This window comes from Rhizobium sp. O111 (genome assembly GCF_055616315.1).
Map to the genome: position 1 here is coordinate 654,228 of NZ_JBSHXL010000002.1, position 19,632 is coordinate 673,859.

Here is a 19,632-nt window from a genome sequence, read left to right on the forward strand (position 1 = left end):
GCAAGCATTGCTTGGCGGCGAGAAAGCGGGAATGAAAATTCGTTTGCCACAGGGCGCTCCGTCTCAAATCATCAGAGCCGGCATAGCCGCCCTTTGATGTCACGAGCTTATGAAAACGACGCGCTTGGCGATTGTCGTTTTCAGTGACGTTTGGATATTCGTGCGGGAAAGCTTGGCAGACGGCAGAAGGGCCGCTGCGGGATGAACGCGGAACTCGTCGACGCGCTCATGGAGGATACGGCCCGCAAGGCGCGGACCGTATCTCTTAGTCTATCAACGCTGATTGTACTTCGCGTCGAGTTCGTCCATTGCCTTGACGTTGCCGGCGGAGCGGCCGTTTTCGTCGAAGGTCTGCGCCAGGAACGCATCGGCGATGGCCTTGGCCAATTCAGGTCCGATGACGCGCGAACCCATGGTGATGATCTGGGCGTTGTTCGACAGCGCCGCGCGCTCTGCGGAATAGGTGTCGTGGGTCAGCGCGGCGCGGATGCCGGGGACCTTGTTGGCGGAGATGCAAACGCCAATGCCGGTGCCGCATACGAGGATCGCCTTGTCATAGGTGCCGTCGATCACGCCCGACGCGACGCGGTCGGACAGGCCGGCGTAGAACGCATCGGCGCCCGCGCTCGTGCGCGACACTTCGGACACCTCGTAGCGATCCTTCAGATGGTCGGCGAGAACCTTGGCGAGGCCTTCGCCCGCGCTGTCTCCTGCGATTGCCAGTTTCATGCTTTTTCTCCTTCGAGTTTGGCGTCAAGTTTGGCGGCGCATTTCGCCAGGATGTCGAGATAACCTTCGACGTTCCAGGCCGAACGGCCGATGAAAAGCCCGTCTATATGTGGGCTTGAGATGAGTTCTTCGCAATTGCCGGGGTTGACCGAGCCGCCGTAGAGGCAAGGAATGCGGCGGCCCAGCACTTCCTCGGCAACGGCAATGATTTCAGCCTGGCGCGCATCGGCATATTCGGCCGTTGCCGGAATGCCATTGACGCCGATCGCCCAGACCGGCTCGTAGGCGAGCAGGATCTCGGCCTGCTTCTGCGCGCCGGTCAGCTTGGAAAGCGCGCCGCGAACTTCGGTCGCCAGCACCTCGGCCGCACGGCCGCTTTCGCGATCGGCCAGCGTCTCGCCGATGCAGATGAGCGGGATCAGACCATGCCGCACGGCAGCCTCGGTCTTGAGGCCGACGGTCTCGTCGGTTTCGCCGAAGAACTCCCGCCGTTCGGAATGACCGAGCTCGACGATGTCTAGATTGCAATCCTTGAGCATCACCGGCGACACCTCACCGGTCCATGCGCCATCATCGGCCCAGTGCATGTTCTGCGCGCCGACCTTGACGGAAGTGGCGGCCAGCATGGCCTTGACCTCGCGCACCGCCGTGAAGGGCGGAATGACGAAGCGCTGGATGCGCGGATCGCGTGCGCCATCCGCAGCCTTGAGCCCGTTCGCGAAGCTCTGCGCCTCGGCAAGCGTCTTGTTCATCTTCCAGCTGGTGCCGATCCAGAAACGCGGTGAGTTGGCCATGTGCAATCCTATTTCCTGTCGTGGTCTGTCTGATCGCCCGGCTAGCGCAGCAGCGCTTCCGCCGTACGTTCGTCGGTAATGAGCCCGTGAAGGCTGCCGCTGCGCAGTACGGCGCGGATCGCCTCGACCTTGCCGCCGCCGCCCGCAATTGCCACCAGCCGCTCCGTTCTCGGTTGCGGCAGGTTGGCCGAGAGCGTTCGCTCGGTCAGCGCGGTGTCGAGAATGCGACCGTTGGAATCGAAGAAGTAGCCGAGAATTTCGCCGACACCGCCGGCAGCAGCCACTTCCTTGATCTCGCGGGCCTCGATCATGCCCGATTGCACAAGCTGCGCCTGCGTATCGACGGTGCCCAGCCCGACCAGCTTGAGCGTGGCGGCATTGGCGAGGTCCATCACTTCCTTCACGCCACGCTGCGCCAATAGCACCTCACGGTCCTCAGCCGTGTTGGCGAAGAACGGGACGGGCATCACGTAGGCCGGCATGCCGGTCTTTTCGGCGATGCGGTGCATGACGTCGTAGGGGTTGGCCGCATAATTTCGAGTCAAGCCGCCGAGCAGCGAGACGAAGCGCAGGTCGCGCGCGGAGACGCGCGGTAAAAGATGCACCGCCGTCGACAGCGTGCGGCCGTGGCCAAGCCCGATTACGGCATTGTCGCCGCGCTCGATCTCGCGTTTCAGGAAGTTCGAGCCGGCAAGGCCGAGCGTGCGAAAGATCGACTCGTCTTCGCCGACATAGGGCGTCACCTCGCAATATTGCAGGCCGAAGCGCTCGGAGAGGCTGTTCTCCAGCGCCACGCACTCGATGATGTCGCCTTCGATGCTGATCTTGACGACACCTTCGGCCACGGCGCGCGCGATAAGGCGGTGTGTCTTCACCGAGGGTAGCCCGAGACGCTTGGCCACCTCGGACTGCGTCAATCCGCCAGCGTAATGCAGCCAGGCGGCTCGCACCGCAAGCGATTCTTCCGGATCGTTCATCGACAGTCTTCTCCCGATTTGGCCACGCGCATATCCCGCCTCTTTTGTTGATTCGCCTTTCGGTCAGATATGCAGGTCGGCGACGCCGGTGTCGATGTGCGGGGCCCAGAAGGCGACGCTTTCGGCAATCTGCGAGATCACCTGGCGGTCATTAGGCTCGCGCTCCTTGAAGGACAGCTCGAGGCAGATCTCGTTATCCTTGGCCCCGCCCTCGGCAAACGCCTTGAGCAGCTCCGGCGGCTGGATGCGGCCCTTGGCGTTGAACTCGGCTGTAAATGGCCGATGCCCGCCCTTGTCCATCAGGCTCTGCTTGATGTGGATGATCGGCGAGACCTTCGGCACCGCGCGCGCCCAGGCATAGGGCTCGAAGTCATCGGGGTTGCTCGACGTCACGTCGCCATGGTCGATATCGGCCATCATCCACATCGGTACGGCCATATCGGCGGCGGTCAGGCGTTCCTGCAGCTTCATGCATTCGGCGATCGTCTCGCCGAACTCGCGGCCGATGCTCATCGGCTCCCAGAAAACGTAGGAGAGGCCCGCCGATTTCGCATGCTCGGCAACCTCTGCCCAGCAATCGATGGCGATCTTGATCAGTTCCTCGCGGCGCGCGGGATCGTCGAAATCCTTGTAGGTGAAGATCGCGAACTGCGTTCCGACCGAGGTTCCGCCGAGATCGGCGGTGATATCGGCGAAGGTCTTGAACCAGTCGACATAATAGCGACGAACGTCGGCATCGGGATGGCCGAAATGGTTGAGCCGGCCGTAAGGCCCAGTCATGCCCGAGGTCACCCGCACGCCGGTGCGCTGGAGTGCTGCGGACATGTTGCGGGTCAGCCTGCGGATGACGGGCGCCTGCCAGCTGGGATTGATGAACTCGTGGGTGAGCTGCAGGTCGCGGATGCGGAGATCCCGCGCCACGGTCTCGATCAGGTCATCCGGCTCGGCGAAACGATTGACGAGCGGATTGGTGTTCAAGGAAAGGGTCAATGCCATGATCGGTATCCTCAGGCGGCCGCAACGAGATTGGCGCCTGCGAACCAGTCGGCAAAGGCGGCCTGCTCGGCCTCGGTCAGGTGCAGATAGTGCTTGGTGCGGCGCTTCAGCACGTCCTCAGGGGTCAGCGCCCACTCGGACGAAACGAGATAGCGAACCTCGGCCTCATAGAGATGGCCACCGAAGTGACGGCCAAGGCCTTCGACACCATTTGCATCGCCGACGATCTTGCGAGTGCGGGTGCCGTAGAGACGGCCATAATGACCGGCGAGCGTGCGCGACATCCAGGGATAGGTTTCCTTCAGGCTATTGAAGAAGGTCTCGTAATCGGCCTTCGGCATATCGCCGCCTGGAAGTGCCGCGTGTTCCGTCCAGTTATCGGACATTTGCGGGAAGATATGCTTCAGCCGCTGCATGCCGCGCTCGGCGAGCTCGCGGAAGGTGGTGATCTTGCCGCCGAAGACGTTGAGAAGCGGCGCGTTGCCGGTCTCTTCGAGATCGAAGACGTAGTCGCGCGTCACGGCCGAGGGATTGCCCTTGCCATCGTCGAACAAGGGACGCACGCCGGAGAAGCTGTGCAGCACATCCTGGCGGCGGAGCTTCTCCTTGAAGTAGCGATTGACCGCTGTGAGGAGGTACTCGATTTCCTTCTCGTCGGCCGCGACATCCTCGGCCCGGCCTTCGTAGGAGATGTCCGTCGTGCCGATCAGCGCCTTGTCGCCTTCATAGGGGTTGATGAAGATCACGCGCTTGTCGTGGTTCTGCACGAGATAGGCGTTGGAGCCCGCCCAGAACTTCGGCACGATGATATGGCTGCCCTTGACCAGCCGGACATTGCGGCTGCTGTTGGCGCCGGCCACGCGACCGATAACGTCAGAGACCCAGGGGCCTGCGGCATTGGCGATACAGCGGGCGCGGAAGTTACGGGTTTCGCCGGTTACGCTGTTCTTGGTGGTAATGCTCCAGCCGCCGTTCTCGCGTCGGGCGGAGACGGCTGCCGTGCGGGTCAGAACCTCGGCGCCACGCTCGGCGGCATCGACCGCGTTGAGCACCACGAGGCGCGCATCGTCGACCCAGCAGTCGGAATATTCGAAGCCGCGGGTGTATTGATCGAGGATCGGCGTGCCCTCGGGATCCCGGCGCAGATCGAGCGTGCGGGTGCCCGGAAGCTTCTTGCGGCCGCCGAGGTGATCGTAAAGGAAGAGGCCGAGGCGGACGAGCCAGGCCGGGCGATCCTGCGGCGAATGCGGCAGCACGAAGCGCATCGGCCAGATGATGTGAGGGGCGGCGTTCAGCAGCACCTCGCGCTCGATGAGCGCCTCGCGCACCAGCCGGAATTCGTAGTATTCGAGATAGCGCAGGCCGCCATGGACCAGCTTGCCGGAGCGCGACGATGTCCCCTGCGCCAGGTCGTCCTTCTCACACAGAACGACCTTCAGGCCACGGCCCGCCGCGTCGCGCGCGATGCCGGCACCATTGATCCCGCCACCGATCACGAACAGATCCACCATTCCGGACTCAGTCATCAACATGCTCCTTCGGATGCTTTTGCATCAACACATTCATTCAGCGCGGCCACGCATACGTCGCGGCCCGGCGCGGGATTTCCGTCTATTGCGTGGCGACCAGCTGATCCCAGGCGGGCGCTACCGCCTGCCGCACCATCACGTAGGCCTTGAACAGGCGCTCGAAGCGCTCTGCCTGCTCGCTGTCGGGCGCCTCAGCCTCGCCAAGCAGCGGCGTCACCCATTCGGCAATGCAATCGTCCATGTTGCGGTAGGCGCCGATCGCCACCGCCGCCATCATCGCAACGCCGGCAGCACCTGCCTCCTCGCGTCGCGACACCCTGACCGGGGCATTCACCGCCGCCGACAGGCAACCGCGAAGCGCGCGCGAACGCGCCGCACCGCCAGTGATCCGGAGTTCTTCAGGCATATCGCCCATCGCCGCGTAGCAATCGCGCGTCGCCATGCCGAGACCCTCGACGACGGCGCGCAACAGATCGGCAAAGCCGTGACGCATGGAAAGGCCGGTGAACCCCGCACGTGCAGCGGCATTGACGAAGGGGCCACGCTCGCCGGCATCTGAGATATAGGGATGATAGAGCACTGAACCCGGCCGGCTCTCGGCGAACCAACTGTCGATCCGGGCGATCAGATCGGCATGAGACACCGCCTTCCCGCCGTCGGCCATCAGCGAGCCGGCTATTTGCAGCAGCCAGTCGATGTTGATCGTGGCGCTCATATTGGTCTGCACCTGAGTAACGATTCCAGGCATCGGCAAGGCGATCACATAACCCGTGCCCTCGGCATTGAGCTGCACGTCAGCCACCGCCTTCGCGCGCATGTGGACGCCGGTGGAGCCGACGGTCGAGCAGGCCGCGTTCTGGCCCGCACTGCGCACGCCGGCGCCGAGCGCGGTCATGACCATGTCGACATAGCCGAGACTGACGGGCGTGCCGGCAAGAAGCCCGCAGGCCCGCGCCGCATCGGCGGAGAGCGGATGAGTGACCTCGGTGCCATCGATGATTTCAGGCAGCAGCGAGCGGCGGCGCGACAGTCCGAGCGCATCGATCGCCGCGTCGTCATATTGGCGCGTGCGGAAATTGCCGAAGGTGAAACTTGCTTCCGAGGGATCGGTGGCGCGGATGCCCGTAAGATTGAGATAGAGCCAATCCTTGCAATGAAGCGCGACTTCGGCGCGATCGAGAAGATCGGGCTGATTGCGGTCCATATGGGCGATCTGCGCGCCCTGCTGGCAGGTATTGAGGCCGGTCCCGGTCGCTTCGAAACGCGCACGATTGCCGGCGCCGGCACTGAGTCGCGTCACAGTGGGCGCCGCACGCGCATCGAGCCAGAGCCACGCATCGCCAACCGGGCGATTTCCGGCGCCGACGAGCCATGTGCCGTCGCCCTGCCCCGTAACAGAAATGGCCGCAGTGCGCTCGGCAAGTCCTGGCACCTTTTCGCTGAGGCCGCGCAGCGCGGTCACGCAGTCGGCCCAGGTTTGCGACAACGACTGCGTCGCCGAACCGTCATCGCCGGTCGCGTATTGATTGCGCGCCGAAGCGGACGCGATCTGGCGCCCGGAGAGCTCGAAGGCAACCGCCTTGATCACCGAGGTCCCGGCATCGATACCGATAATGATCTGTCCACGTTCAGACATCGACAGCCTCGTCGGCCACGATAATCCATGCCGCTGGATACGGCATCCTCATCCCATTCATGGTCACTCCTCCCAGACGACCGCCGATGGACCGCGCCAAGCGCCACCACTCAGGCAAGTACGTCGCATTGCGACTGCTCCTCGTGAGATCAGACTGAAAGACCTCGCCTCGGGCAGCAACCGGAAACCGGCAAGCACCGGATTTTCGTTTCATGCAGAATATAACACAAACTTATCACCGCAAATGAATTTTTTTTCTGTTGTCGCAATTTTTTTCAGCTATAATGCGAACCATCAAATAGACTCGATCGGCGAAGCGCTCGACTGAGCGCCATTGCGCAAGTACGGCGAGGATGCTCTCCAGCGCCAAAGCGCATGCCAGCGTGGATCTCAAGCAATATAGTGATATCAATAACTTGTGATCTCTTCACGCGATTGGGCGCGCATGCGGCGGTAACGCAAGAGATTACAGAACGTTGCCCTGTTAGCGCCCTCTCCGCGCGTCAGCCCGATCGTTATCTACAGTCATCAACATCGCCTAAAACGGAAAACGCCACCGAATGGCCGATTGACAAGGTGCAATCTTTATAACATCTTTACTGCCATTGATAACACGGCGATACCATAGCCTACGGGCTGACACGGTATCTGCGTGAAGCGCCTAGCGGTTGGAGGAGAAACAAACGCCGGGTTATTGAGGAGGATCACGACGGTGCAAATTTCTGTTTTCAGACATGGCTTGGCGTCCCGCCAGCACTTCCGTCCCGACGCGCGATTGCCGCTTGGCGGCCTCCTCGCCAACTCCTTAGCCAACACACTGGCCAATACACGGGATTGTCGCCCGACCGACCGGTCGCGACGTCGATAATCCCCCATCCCCTTTTCTTTCCCTCAACAGGAAATCCGGCCTCGCGCCGAAGGTTGTCAGAAAATGAGCATAGAAACGGACTACGCGGCTTCCCAGCCGAAGAGCGGCAAACTGAAAATCGCGGTCGGCATTGCGGCCGTCGTCGTTGTCGTCGGTGCGATCGCGCTGGACACGAAGGTTGTCCATATCGGTTCCGAAAACGACGTGCGCCAGCAGGCGTTTTCCTCGGAAACCTACGGTGTGGAGCAGTTCCCGAAGATCGCGGCTGATGTCGAGAAGCGCGCGGTTCCAGCTGCCGAGCTGGCACCGGCCGCCCTCGCCGACAAGAAGGCGGCGGGCGAGAAATACGGTGTCGCCACGACCACCGGCCCGGTTCTGCCTGTGTCGTTTTCCGGCGTCGTCGGCGAGCGCAAGGGCAACATCAACGAAGTGAAGGTCGACGGCCTTCCGCCCGAAGTCGTCATTCGCATGCAGACCGGCCCGGCAATCAACGGCACCGATCTGCGCGATGCCACGGGTACGATCGAGTTCGGCCAGTTCACCAACCAGATCGAGTACCAGGACGCCGGTTCGGCGATCAACAACGAGATGAAGAAGGCAGTGCTCGGGAGCATCGACCCCGCTCAGCTGACCGGCAAGACGGTCACGGTCACCGGCGTCTTCAAGCTCATCAATCCGAAGAACTGGCTCGTCACCCCCGTCAAGGTTGAAGTCAAATGAGCCAGGCAAGCCAACGCCAGATCAAAGGTGAGATCGGTGAGGTCGTGCTCAGCGCCCGCAACGTTGCTAAGACCTATGGCAGCGTGCAGGCCCTCAAGGGCGTGAACTTCGACATCCACCGCGGCCAGGTCACCACGCTGTTCGGCGAAAATGGTGCCGGCAAGTCGACGCTGATGAAGATTCTGTCGGGCGTCGTGCGCCCGACATCCGGCGAGATCATCCTCGACGGACAGACCGTAAACTTCGTGTCCTCGACGCATGCCCGCGAATGCGGCATCTCGATCATCCACCAGGAACTCAGCCTGGCGCCCAACTTGAGCGTCCGCGACAATATCTTCATGGGCCGCGAGATCATCACGGCCGGAACCGTCGATTTCGCCGAGGAAGAACGCCAGACCCGCGCCCTGCTCGAAGAGCTGGAAGAAGATATCGATCCGCTGACCCCCGTCGAGGATCTCCGCCTCGGCCAGCAGCAGATCGTCGAAATCGCCCGCGCGCTGTCGGTCAACTCGCGTATCCTGATCATGGACGAGCCGACGTCTGCGCTGAGCGCCACCGAAGTCGAAGTGCTCTTCAAGGTCATCCGCGATCTCACCAGCCGCGGCGTCTCGATCGTCTATATCTCGCACCACCTCGAAGAGGCGCTGCAGATCACCAACCATGCCGTCGTGTTGCGCGACGGCACCATGACCGCCTATGCCGAGCGCAAGGATATCGATCTCGAATGGATCGTCCGCAACATGGTGGGCGAGAACTTCGACCTCGGCAGCCCGCCTGATGGCTACGAGATGGGCAAGGTCGCGCTGTCGATCAAGGAACTCACCGTTCCCGGCCCTTCGGGTGCTGCCTATAACGCGGTCGACCGCCTGTCGCTCGATGTCCGCGCCGGCGAGATCGTCTGCATCTACGGCTTGATGGGCGCCGGGCGTACCGAGCTTCTCGAATGCGTGGCCGGACGCCTGCACGCAAGCGGCGGACATATCCTTCTCGAAGGCCAGGACGTCGCAGGCCTCAGCATTGCCAACCGCATCGCAAGCGGCCTCGGCCTCGTGCCGGAAGACCGCCAGCGCGATGGCTTGGTGCAGACGATGACTGTCGGCACCAACCTCTCGCTTGCCAGCATCGGCGCCTTCACCAAGGGGCTCTTCACTTCAGGTCGCCGCGAGCGCGAACTGGTCACCGATTCGATCCGCAAGGTTCATATCAAGACCGACGGCGGCGCGGCCGCCATCGGCTCGCTCTCCGGCGGCAACCAGCAGAAGGTCGTCATCGGCAAGATGCTGGCGACGCATCCGAAGGTCATCCTGCTCGACGAGCCGAGCCGCGGCATCGACATCGGCGCCAAGGCCGAGGTGTTCAAGCTCCTGGCTGAACGCGCCAAGCAGGGGCTGGCGGTGATCTACTCCACCTCGGAGGTCGCCGAATGCCTCAGCATCGCACATCGCATCATCGTCATGCATCGCGGCAAGATTTCCGCCGAGTTCAGCTCTGACGTCACCAAGGAAAAGATCATGGCCGCCTCTGGCGAAGCAGTGGTCGCGCACTAGCCCGGAATTATGGAGCACTGATTATGTCAGTCACTGAAGCAAACGACAAAAAGACAGTTTCGAACGGGCCACGGCGGGATTTCAATATCATTCGCCTGCTGCTGGAAGGCCGCGCGTTCTTCGCGCTGATCGTCATCATCGCGGTCTTCTCCTTCCTGTCGCCTTACTATTTCAGCCTCAACAACTTTCTGATCATGGCCTCGCACGTGGCGATCTTCGGGATCTTGGCGATCGGCATGCTGCTCGTCATCCTGAACGGCGGTATCGACCTTTCGGTCGGCTCGACGCTGGGCTTGGCCGGTTGTATCGCGGGCTTCCTGATGCAGGGCGTGCAGCTTCCCACCTTCGGCGTCATCCTCTACACGCCGGTCTGGGCGGTCGTGGTCCTCACCTGCGCGATGGGTGCGCTTGTCGGCGCAGTCAACGGCGTGCTGATCGCCTATCTCAAGATTCCGGCCTTTGTCGCCTCGCTCGGCGTTCTCTACGTTGCCCGCGGCATCGCGCTTCTGATGACGAACGGCCTCACCTACAACAATCTCGGCGGCCGCCCCGAACTCGGCAACACCGGCTTCGACTGGCTCGGCTTCAACCGTCTCGGCGGCATTCCGATCGGCGTGCTGGTGCTTGCAGCTCTCGCCATCATCTGCGGCATCGTGCTCAGCAAGACTGCTTTCGGTCGCTGGCTCTATGCTTCCGGTGGCAATGAACGCGCCGCCGAACTCTCCGGCGTTCCCGTCAAGCGCGTCAAGATCCTTGTCTACGTGTTCTCCGGCGTCTGCGCGGCCATTGCCGGCCTGGTCCTTTCCTCCCAGCTGACGTCCGCCGGTCCGACCGCGGGCACCACCTATGAACTGACGGCGATTGCCGCCGTGGTCATCGGCGGTGCTGCGCTCACCGGCGGACGGGGGACCGTACGCGGCACCATGCTCGGCGCCTTCGTCATCGGCTTCCTGTCCGACGGCCTCGTGATCATCGGCGTCTCGGCCTACTGGCAGACTGTCTTTACCGGCGCGGTCATCGTTCTCGCCGTTCTCATGAACAGCATCCAATACGGGCGTCGGGTCAAATCCTCCTGACGCACGCTGCAGACCTTCTCCGCAACAATGCGGAAAGCACCGCCGGGAAGCCGGCACCACACGAACTCATCAATGGGAGAGAGACTATGTTTAAAAAGGGCATGCGCGTTCTTCTGGCAGCTGTTGCCGTAGCGCCGATCTTCGTAAGCTCCGCATGGGCTGAGGGCCTGATGACGGTTATCGTCAACGACCCGTCCAACCCCTACTGGCTGACCGAAGGCAACGTTGCCAAGGCAACTGCTGAAAAGCTCGGCTACACCGCAACCGTCGGCGCGCACAAGGGTGACACCAACACCGAAAGCAACCTGATCGACACCGCGATCACCAACAAGTCGGTTGCCATCATCCTCGACCCGGCAAACGCCGATGGTTCGGTTGGTGCCGTCAAGAAGGCCGTTGCCGCTGGCATCCCGGTCATCCTCGTCAACGCTGAAATCAACCAGGAAGGCCTAGCCAAGGCACAGCTCGTTTCCAACAACGCACAGGGTGCGGCCATCGGTGCGCAGCAGTGGGTTGAAGCTGTCGGCGACAAGGGCAAGTATGCCGAACTCTTCGGCTCTCCCTCCGACAACAACGCCGCAACGCGTTCGAACGGTTATGAGTCGGTCCTGACCCAGTATCCTGACCTGGTGAAGTCGGCCAAGGAAGTCGCCAACTGGGATCGTACCCAGGGCCACAACAAGATGCAGTCGATGCTTCAGGCAAACCCTGACATCATCGGCGTCATCTCCGGCAACGACGAAATGGCTCTCGGCGCGATCGCAGCACTGAAGGAAGCCGGCAAGCTGGCAAACGTCAAGGTCGGCGGTTTCGACGGTTCGCCTGACGCAGTAGCCGCCATCAAGGCCGGCGATCTGCAGTACACCGTCCTGCAGCCGGTCGCCGTCTTCTCGGAAGAAGCCGTCAAGCAGGCCGACAATGTCATCAAGAATGGCAGCACCGGCGCAAAGAGCGAAAAGCAGCTCTTCGATTGCCTGCTGATCACCAAGGACAACGTCGACAAGTACACGGCTCCCTTCGTTCTCGAGCAGTAAGACACGGAAGGGGACGCCTTAATGAGGCGCCCCCTTTTTCCTCCACAGTTGCGTATCTTCGCGATACAACGCGCACACCAGTCGTTCGAGCGCAGAGGCCATCGTGACACAGAAGATAGGCGCAGGCGCGCTCCCCATCGACGAACTCCCAAGCGATAGCCGCCAGACACGCCAACTCGTGCGCCGGCAGATGATCGCCGAGGCGGTGATGGCGGAAGGACAGATGCGGATCGAGGATCTGACCGATCGCTTCGGCATCAGCCTCATGACCGCGCATCGCGATGTCGACGACCTCGTCAGCCGTGGCCTGTTTCGCAAGACGCGCGGCGTGGTGACGGCAGCCGCCTCCAGCCTGATCGAATCCAGCGACGTCTACCGCTCCGGCCGCCAATCGGCCGAAAAGAACATGATCGCCGCGGCGGCCATGCAGTTCGTAGAGCCCGGGCAAGCCATCTTCTTCGACGATTCCACCACCGTACTGCCGATGGCAGACCACCTGCCCGCGAAGGTTCCGATCACGGCGATCACCAACTCGCTGACGCTGATCAACGCATTGAAGGGCATGCAGGACCTGACGTTGCTGGCGCTCGGCGGGCAATATTACAACTGGTGCAACGCCTTTGTCGGCCGCACCACCGTCAACGAAATCCACCGTCTGCGCGCCGACGTCGCCTTTATCTCCATGTCGGCGATCACCGACGATCTGGTCTTTCACCAGTCGCCCGAGATGGTCGACACGAAGCGCGCCATGTTCGACTGCGCCGCGAAGCGCGTCCTCCTGGCCGACCACACGAAATTCGAGCGGCGCGCCCTGCATCGCTTCGCAGCCCTTAGCGAATTCGACGTCATCATCGTCGACGACAAGACGCCCGCCGTCCACATCGACCGCATGCGATCACGCGATATCAACGTGATCATCGCGCGAGAGGACAAGGCGCGTCTGCGACCACATCAGCCGGAGTAAAGCCTGAATGCCAAGTCTGCTTGGAATAGATAGCGGCCTCACCGTCACCAAGGCCGTGATCTTCGACGTCGACGGGACCCCGATCGCGGTTGCCCGCCGCCGCGTGACCCAGTTCATGCCGCATGCGCGCCATGTCGAGCGCGACATGAACGAACTCTGGACGCAGACGGCCGACGCCATCCGCGAGGCGATCGAACTCAGCGGACGCCCGGCGAGCGACATCGCCGCAATCGCGGCAACTGCGCATGGCGACGGCATCTATCTCACCGACAAGACCAACGCCCCTCTCGGCCGCGCGCTCCTGTCGCTCGACAGCCGTTCGGTCGATATCGTCGAGACCTGGCTTGCCAGCCCGCTCGCCGACGAGGCGCTGGAACTGACCGGCCAGGTTCCGCATGTCTCTGCGCCCTCGGCGCTGCTTGCCTGGATCAAGAAACACGAGCCGGCGCGCTACAAGGAGATCGGTCATATCCTGTCGTGCAAGGATTGGTTGCGGTTCTGCCTGAGCGGCGTCATCGGCACCGATCGCACCGAGGCGAGCACCTCCTTCACCAATGTCCGGACGCAGGATTATGATCTCGATGCCCTGAGATTGTTCGGCATCGAGGAGATGGCCTCCGCATTGCCGCCGATTTCGCGCTCGGACGAGATCATCGGCTACGTGACCGCGCAAACGGCTGAGCGCACCGGCCTTGCGATTGGAACGCCCGTAGTCGCCGGCCTGCATGACGTGACAGCCTCCGCGCTCGGCTCCGGCGGCTATGCCGAAGACGTGGTTGCCGTCATCGCCGGCACTTACTCCATCAATGAGACGCTGTCGCCGCATCCGCGCATGGACCGCCGCTGGTTCTGCCGCAACGCCATCGAGCCCGGCCAGTGGAACAACATGTCGATCTCGCCGGCATCGACTGCCAACTACGACTGGTTCCTCGACACGCTGTGCGCCAGCGAGCGCCAGAGCGTCGAGGCATCCGGCGGTTCGGTCCACGCGCTGCTTGCGCCGGAGATCGAAGCCGCCTTCGAGCGTCCGCTGACAGCCCTCTTCCACCCCTATCTCTTTGGCTCGCCCTATGGGGCCGCGGCCAGCGCCGGCTTCTTCGGCCTCGGCGGCTGGCACAATCGCGGCGACATGCTGCGCGCCGTGCTCGAGGGCATCGCCTTCAACCACCGCATCCATGTGGACGCCTTGCGGGATGGCTTCACCTTCAGCGAGGCGCGCCTTGCCGGCGGCATCTCGCGGAACAAGCGCGTGGTGCAGATGTTCGCCGACATCCTCGGCATGCCGGCGACGGTCACGGAGACCGATGAAGCTGCCGCGTGGGGTGCAGCCCTTTGCGCCGGCGCAGGCGCCGGTCTCTATGCAAGCCCTCGGAACGATCCACGCGACACGGCGGCCGTCGCGCATCGCTGCTACCCTGATGCGGCGCGAAGTGCCGCATACCAGGAGCGCTACGACCTCTTCCGCGAGATCGCCGATGCCATGGCGCCCATCTGGCCGAAGATCGGCAAGCTCACGGCAGGCAAGCCATCGGCTTGAGATATGAACCGCGCCCGCCGGGCACGGTTTGCAAATGACATTCAGCAGGACGATTTCAGATGATCGATATTTCCGCCGCCAACACGCTTCGTTTCCAAGACCTCGGCGCGATCAAGGATATTGACGTCGTCATCCTCGGCGCGGGTATCAACGGCGCGGGTACGTTCCGCGATCTTTGCGTGCAGGGCGTCGACTGCCTGATCGTAGACAAGGCGGATTTCGGCTCGGGCACGAGCTCGGCCCCGTCGCGGTTGATCCATGGCGGATTGAAGTATCTTGAGACCGGCGAGTTCGGGCTGGTCGCGCAATCGACGCTGGAGCGCAATCTGCTGCTGCGCAACGCGCCGCATTGCGTCGAGCCGCTTCCGACCTTCATTCCGGTCTTCTCCTGGACGCGCGGCATCTGGGCGGCGCTCAGAACACTGACCGGCTCGACCACCGCACCGCGCAGCCGCGGTGCCGTTCTCGTCAAGATCGGCCTGCGGATGTATGACTTCTTCGGCGCCCGCAACCGGGTGATGCCGAACCACCGCTTTCTATTCAAGAAGAAGGCGCTGAAGGAGATGCCGCATGTCACGCCCGCCATCGTCGCGGGCGGCATCTATTACGACGCCAAGATCAGCCGCCCGGAACGCCTGGTCTACGAACTCGTTGCGGACGGCCTGCAGGCCAACGAGAACGCGCTGGCAACCAACTTCACGGCGCTGATCTCATCGGAAAACGGCGTGCTGACCTTCAAGCGCGCGAACGACGAGACATTCTCCGTTCGCCCGAAGCTGGTCATCAATGCCGCCGGGCCATGGATCGATCATGCCAACGCCTCGCTCAACGCGCCCTCGAAGCTGATCGGCGGCACCAAGGGCTCGCATGTCCTGCTCGATCATCCGGAACTCGTGAAAAGCCTCAACGGACACATGATCTACTTCGAGGCCGATGACGGCCGCATCTGCCTCGTCTACGACTACCTGGGCCTCGCCATGGTCGGCTCGACCGACATACCGGCAAGCGATCCGGAGAACGTGCGCTGCGAAGAACCGGAGATCGAATATTTCCTAGAGAGTGTCCGCTCCCTTCTCCCTTCGCTGCGTTTCAGCCGCGATCAGGTGGTCTACACCTATAGCGGCATCCGCCCGCTGCCGGCCTCGGACGCCTCCTCGCCCGGCATCATCAGCCGCGATCACTCGGCACCAGTGATGGAAGCGACAGCCGGACGTCCCTTCCCTGTCGTATCGCTGGTCGGAGGGAAATGGACGACATTCCGTGGCTTTTCCGAGGAGGTCGCCGACCTCGTGCTCAAACGCCTCCAGCGCACACGCCGCCAATCGACACAGCAGCTGGCCATCGGCGGCGGACGCCAGTTTCCCGGCGATGCCGCTCAGCGTCGGGCCTGGATAGCGGCTGCCGCGCAAAAGAGCGGTGTCGACACGATGCGCGCCGAGACGCTGCTGTCGCGCTACGGCACCACGGCATCCGCGATCCTCGATCACGAAGCAACGTCAACCCATCGCGACAGCGAACGGCTTTCCGATGCAGACCATTACAGCCTGCTCGAGATCGACTGGATCGCGAGAAAGGAGTTTGTCGTCCATCTCTCCGACATCGTGCTTCGCCGGACGACGATTGCGATCGAAGGCGCGTTGACGATGGCTGGCTTGGTTGACATGGCAAAGGTCGCCGCCGAAGCACTCGGCTGGGATGCGGCGCGGACGCAGGCGGAGATCGACGACGTCGTGACGACGCTCGCGGATTTCCACGGGCAGGACCTCAGGCGGGCGGCCTGATCGTCGCCGTCCTAGGCCAGTCGTGACATCGCCTGCTCGTCGGCCGTCGGATGCTGACCGAACTCCCGCAACAGCCAGGCGGCCGAATGGCGATCGACCGCCTTGTGAAACAGATAGCCCTGCCCCAGCAGACATCCAAGCGCGCGCAGATGCTCGGCCTGCATCTCCGTTTCTATTCCCTCGGCAACGACACGGATGCCGAGCTTCTCGGCGATCCCCATCAGACCCTCGATGATGACCGCGCCCGCGTCACCCGGCACCAGTCGATCGACGAATGACTTGTCGATCTTGATGATATCGACGGGAACGGTGAGCAGATGCGTCAGCGATGCGAAGCCAGTCCCGAAATCGTCGAGTGCAACGCGCAAACCTCGGGAGCGCATCGCCTTGATCTCGTTTGCCACGACGTGATCGCCCTGGCCGAGATAGACGGATTCCGTCACCTCGATGATGACGTGCTTCAGCGGTATGCCTGATGCCGCAAACGCGCTGCATAGCCGCTCCTGAAGATGGCCGGCATGAAAATCGGCCGCCGACAGATTGATACCGACATGCTGGAACGGCAGGCCCATATCCAGCCAGCGGCGGACATCAGCCGCAACGCGCGACAGCATGCGCTCGGTCAACTCGGACGCCACCTGGGCGTCCAGCGTCGCATCATGGAAGTTCGCCGCGGATACCACGTCTCCGGCCTGTGTGGTCATGCGACACAGCGCTTCGAAGCCGACGACCTCGCGCGTGTCGAGGCGAAGGATCGGCTGATAGTGGGCGTCGATACGGTTCTGCGCCAGCGCCACACTGACGTCGCGAATGGCGCGAAAGCGCCGTGTCAGCGCCGTGCCCAGCCCCGCATGATAGGCAGTGTATTGACCACGGTTGCGCTCCTTGCCGTGATAGAGCGCGACATCGGCATTGTGCCGGACCTGCTCGGGCGTGTCGTCGATCTCGGCAATCGCGCCGCCAATACTGGCCGCCGGAAAGATCACATGGCCATCGCACTGCGCCGGCCTCTTGATCTCGCGGAGAATGTCCTCGGCCTTTGCGGCGAGATCCGGCTCCGGGCCGTCATGCAAAATGACCGCGAACTCATCACCACCCAGTCGGAACGTCGTTTCGGTCGGCATGGTGGCGGCCATGCGGCGCGCGACGACCTGAATAAGCGCATCACCCGCCCCGTGGCCGAATGTGTCGTTTACCAGCTTCAAGTTGTCGACGTCGACAAGCAGCATGCCCCAGCTTCGCTCGGCGGATCGATGCTGCTGTTTGAGCACCTCGTTGAACCGCGCGCGATTGGGCAACCCCGTAAGCGCATCCGTGTAGGTCAGCGCCTCGCGCTCAAGTGCGCGCTCGTTTCTCTCAAGCGCGATCGCGCAGAGATGCACGCATGCATCCACCACATCGCGTTCCAATTGGCTAGGACCACGCTTTTCGCGAAAGTAGAAGGCGAAGGTCGCCAGAACCCGATCGCCGCTCATGATCGGCGTCGACCAGCAGGCCTTGAAGCCCAGGGGCAGGACCATGGCTTTGAAGTCCTGCCAGCGCGCATCGTTTTCGATGTCGGTAACGGTAACAGGGACGCCATGATAGGCCGCCGTCCCGCAGGAGCCGGCGAGAGGGCCGATGGCCAGATTGTCCACGGCCTGCGAATAGGTGAGCGGCAGTGACGGGCCCGCGAGCGGATGCATTCGGCCATCCTTGACCGTCAGCACCGAACAGACCGTCCAGGGGATGGCGGCCTCCACGCGCGTGCAAAGATCATGGACGACGGCGCCGAGCGGCTCGCCCTTGGCGATCATTTCAAGAATGGCATTCTGCAGCGTCAGCATGATTGTCCCACTCGAGATTACGAAACCCATAGTGGCACGCTCGTGTTCAAATCGGATTGAATGCATCATTAAACTTCTATCTTTGCACTCTACCTAAATAAGATTTTTCTGATTTCTGCTCCGGCTATCGTTCCTTGACGTAAACATTGGCCTCGACGGCTGCCGCTATGAAGGCATTTCGTGCCTCCGAAGGCGGTCTCTTGCCGCTTAGAACCTGCTGGCAGGTGCGCTTGGCGGTCTTCAGACTGCGCCCGCGCGCGATTGGCCACGCCGTATTCAACGCCGTGGCGGCCTCGCTTGTATTCGTCACTGTTCGAAATTCGCCGTATCTGCTCGCCTGGAAGTAGATCGGCCGGCTCCATCGTTTCGGGTCCATAACGCAATACCTCCAATACCGGTTAACGCACATGCGGTTGTGGCGTTCCAATATTTGAACGTCATCGTCGATACCGGACGGTCGGCGACGATTTTGCGCGACTGTGCTTCGCCGGTCATAGCGCCCCGGCGGATACGCGTTACGGTGGTGCGAAACGGGGGTGGATGCGATGACGAAGACGGACTGGCCGAAAGAGGCGCTGACATCGGAAGCAATGGAGATGCTGGATCGCATCCTCAGGCAATGGTGCCTTGAGCAGAACTGCGACGCCAGCAGTGACCGTGGCCAGGCGACCGCCAAGGCGCTGATCGACTGGTTTGAATTCGGCGTGCAGGACGAGAAAGAGCTCGCGCGGCTGGCGCGCGACGAGTTGCCGCTGAAGTCATAGCCTTCGGGAGGCACGGGCGAAACGGTCACAAGATCGCGATGACGCAAAAAAATCTCGCGCGCTTGATGCAACGCAATATGCATATCCGTTCGCATGCACTATCCCTTCTTGCCGGCCGCATGTCGCTGCTCCTCCCAGCAGCAGGGTGGCCGCATATATGAAAAAGGATAGCGCCCCACATGACGAATACTCTGATTGAATCCATCAAGAAGCGCCGCAGCCAGTATGCTCTCGGCAAGACCCTGCCGATCTCCCAGGAAGAAACCACCAAGCTCATCCAGGAAGCCGTGAAGCACACGCCGTCTTCCTTCAACTCGCAGAGCTCGCGTGTTCTGGTTCTCTACGGTGCGGAAAGCGACAAGCTCTGGGGCTTCGTGATGGACGCACTGCGCAAGATCGTTCCTGCAGACGCGTTTGAATCGACTGAAAAGCGGATCAACAGCTTCGCCGCCGGCGCCGGCACCGTTCTCTTCTTCGAAGACCAGGACGTCGTGAAGGGCCTGCAGGAAAAGTTCGCGCTTTACGCCGACAACTTCCCGATCTGGTCGGAACAGTCGAGCGGCATGACGCAGTTCGCCGTCTGGTCGGCGCTCGCCGCATCCGACATCGGCGCCAGCCTGCAGCACTACAACCCGCTGGCCGACGCCGAGATTGCAGCCGCGTGGAACATCCCGGCCTCGTGGAAGCTGCGCGCGCAGATGCCGTTCGGCGCCAACTCCGCCGCCTTCGGCGAAAAGGCGTTCATGGACGACAGCGACCGCTTCAAGGTCTTCGGCTGATAACGCTTGCCGGCGGCGTCATGCGCCGCCGGTTTCTTTGCCTCAGCGGTGACTGCTCTCACGGCGGCAAGTTGG

General features: G+C 62.3%; 17 protein-coding genes. 9 read left to right on the forward strand and 8 right to left on the reverse strand.

The genetic code is table 11. From position 1 onward, the window contains the following. Positions 1–273 precede the first annotated feature (273 nt). From derI to ACVTFQ_RS22600, 6 genes are all read right to left on the reverse strand, one after another. A complete protein-coding gene (gene derI, locus ACVTFQ_RS22575; RefSeq protein WP_113176758.1) occupies positions 274–729 on the reverse strand; it encodes a D-erythrulose-4-phosphate isomerase in 456 nt (151 codons plus the stop codon). Continuing rightward, positions 726–1,523: a triose-phosphate isomerase gene (locus ACVTFQ_RS22580; RefSeq protein WP_113176757.1), complete on the reverse strand. Its 798-nt coding sequence runs from the start codon at positions 1,521–1,523 to the stop codon at positions 726–728. Before ACVTFQ_RS22580 ends, derI begins: the two co-directional genes overlap by 4 nt. Before the next feature lie 41 nt (positions 1,524–1,564). Further along, positions 1,565–2,500, reverse strand: coding sequence for a sugar-binding transcriptional regulator (locus ACVTFQ_RS22585; RefSeq protein WP_113176756.1), 936 nt, complete (start codon positions 2,498–2,500; stop codon positions 1,565–1,567). Positions 2,501–2,563: 63 nt separating this feature from the next. After that, positions 2,564–3,496 carry a sugar phosphate isomerase/epimerase family protein gene (locus ACVTFQ_RS22590; RefSeq protein WP_113176755.1) on the reverse strand — a complete coding sequence of 311 codons (933 nt, stop codon included), beginning with the start codon at positions 3,494–3,496 and terminating at the stop codon, positions 2,564–2,566. A gap of 11 nt (positions 3,497–3,507) precedes the next feature. Next, complete coding sequence (locus ACVTFQ_RS22595; protein WP_470424014.1) at positions 3,508–5,022, reverse strand: glycerol-3-phosphate dehydrogenase; 1,515 nt, start codon at positions 5,020–5,022, stop codon at positions 3,508–3,510. 85 nt (positions 5,023–5,107) lie between these two features. Beyond that, entirely contained in the window at positions 5,108–6,661 is a 1,554-nt protein-coding gene (locus ACVTFQ_RS22600) for an FGGY-family carbohydrate kinase (protein ID WP_113176753.1), read from the reverse strand. A gap of 931 nt (positions 6,662–7,592) precedes the next feature. On the opposite strand from ACVTFQ_RS22600, the gene ACVTFQ_RS22605 reads away from it, so the two are divergent. From ACVTFQ_RS22605 to ACVTFQ_RS22635, 7 genes are all read left to right on the forward strand, one after another. After that, a complete protein-coding gene (locus ACVTFQ_RS22605; RefSeq protein ID WP_113176752.1) occupies positions 7,593–8,249 on the forward strand; it encodes a DUF2291 domain-containing protein in 657 nt (218 codons plus the stop codon). Continuing rightward, complete coding sequence (locus tag ACVTFQ_RS22610) at positions 8,246–9,796, forward strand: sugar ABC transporter ATP-binding protein (RefSeq protein WP_112436001.1); 1,551 nt, start codon at positions 8,246–8,248, stop codon at positions 9,794–9,796. Before ACVTFQ_RS22605 ends, ACVTFQ_RS22610 begins: the two co-directional genes overlap by 4 nt. Positions 9,797–9,819: 23 nt before the next feature. Next, the gene (locus ACVTFQ_RS22615) at positions 9,820–10,872 is read left to right on the forward strand and encodes an ABC transporter permease (RefSeq protein WP_470424015.1); all 1,053 of its coding nucleotides are present in this window, start codon (positions 9,820–9,822) and stop codon (positions 10,870–10,872) included. Between the two features lie 86 nt (positions 10,873–10,958). Then, positions 10,959–11,906, forward strand: coding sequence for a D-ribose ABC transporter substrate-binding protein (locus ACVTFQ_RS22620; RefSeq protein ID WP_018896948.1), 948 nt, complete (start codon positions 10,959–10,961; stop codon positions 11,904–11,906). A gap of 103 nt (positions 11,907–12,009) precedes the next feature. Beyond that, positions 12,010–12,870, forward strand: a complete 861-nt coding sequence (locus ACVTFQ_RS22625) for a DeoR/GlpR family DNA-binding transcription regulator (RefSeq protein ID WP_018896947.1) — start codon at positions 12,010–12,012, stop codon at positions 12,868–12,870. Positions 12,871–12,877: 7 nt separating this feature from the next. After that, positions 12,878–14,407 carry an FGGY-family carbohydrate kinase gene (locus tag ACVTFQ_RS22630; RefSeq protein WP_113176751.1) on the forward strand — a complete coding sequence of 510 codons (1,530 nt, stop codon included), beginning with the start codon at positions 12,878–12,880 and terminating at the stop codon, positions 14,405–14,407. 59 nt (positions 14,408–14,466) lie between these two features. Further along, complete coding sequence (locus ACVTFQ_RS22635) at positions 14,467–16,188, forward strand: glycerol-3-phosphate dehydrogenase/oxidase (protein WP_470424016.1); 1,722 nt, start codon at positions 14,467–14,469, stop codon at positions 16,186–16,188. An 11-nt stretch (positions 16,189–16,199) separates the two neighbouring features. Here the strand turns inward: ACVTFQ_RS22635 and ACVTFQ_RS22640 are convergent, their stop codons facing one another. Both ACVTFQ_RS22640 and ACVTFQ_RS22645 read right to left on the reverse strand, forming a co-directional pair. Next, positions 16,200–18,017 (reverse strand): bifunctional diguanylate cyclase/phosphodiesterase, encoded by a 1,818-nt coding sequence (locus ACVTFQ_RS22640; protein WP_113176892.1) that lies wholly within the window; start codon positions 18,015–18,017, stop codon positions 16,200–16,202. 121 nt (positions 18,018–18,138) lie between these two features. Continuing rightward, positions 18,139–18,624, reverse strand: a complete 486-nt coding sequence (locus tag ACVTFQ_RS22645; protein WP_313760735.1) for a DUF982 domain-containing protein — start codon at positions 18,622–18,624, stop codon at positions 18,139–18,141. Here ACVTFQ_RS22645 and ACVTFQ_RS22650 point away from each other — a divergent pair. Both ACVTFQ_RS22650 and ACVTFQ_RS22655 read left to right on the forward strand, forming a co-directional pair. Further along, positions 18,560–18,778: a hypothetical protein gene (locus tag ACVTFQ_RS22650; protein ID WP_113176891.1), complete on the forward strand. Its 219-nt coding sequence runs from the start codon at positions 18,560–18,562 to the stop codon at positions 18,776–18,778. The two genes, ACVTFQ_RS22645 and ACVTFQ_RS22650, sit on opposite strands and share 65 nt — an antisense overlap. Before the next feature lie 179 nt (positions 18,779–18,957). Further along, positions 18,958–19,557, forward strand: a complete 600-nt coding sequence (locus tag ACVTFQ_RS22655; protein WP_018896941.1) for a nitroreductase family protein — start codon at positions 18,958–18,960, stop codon at positions 19,555–19,557. Positions 19,558–19,632: the final 75 nt, after the last annotated feature.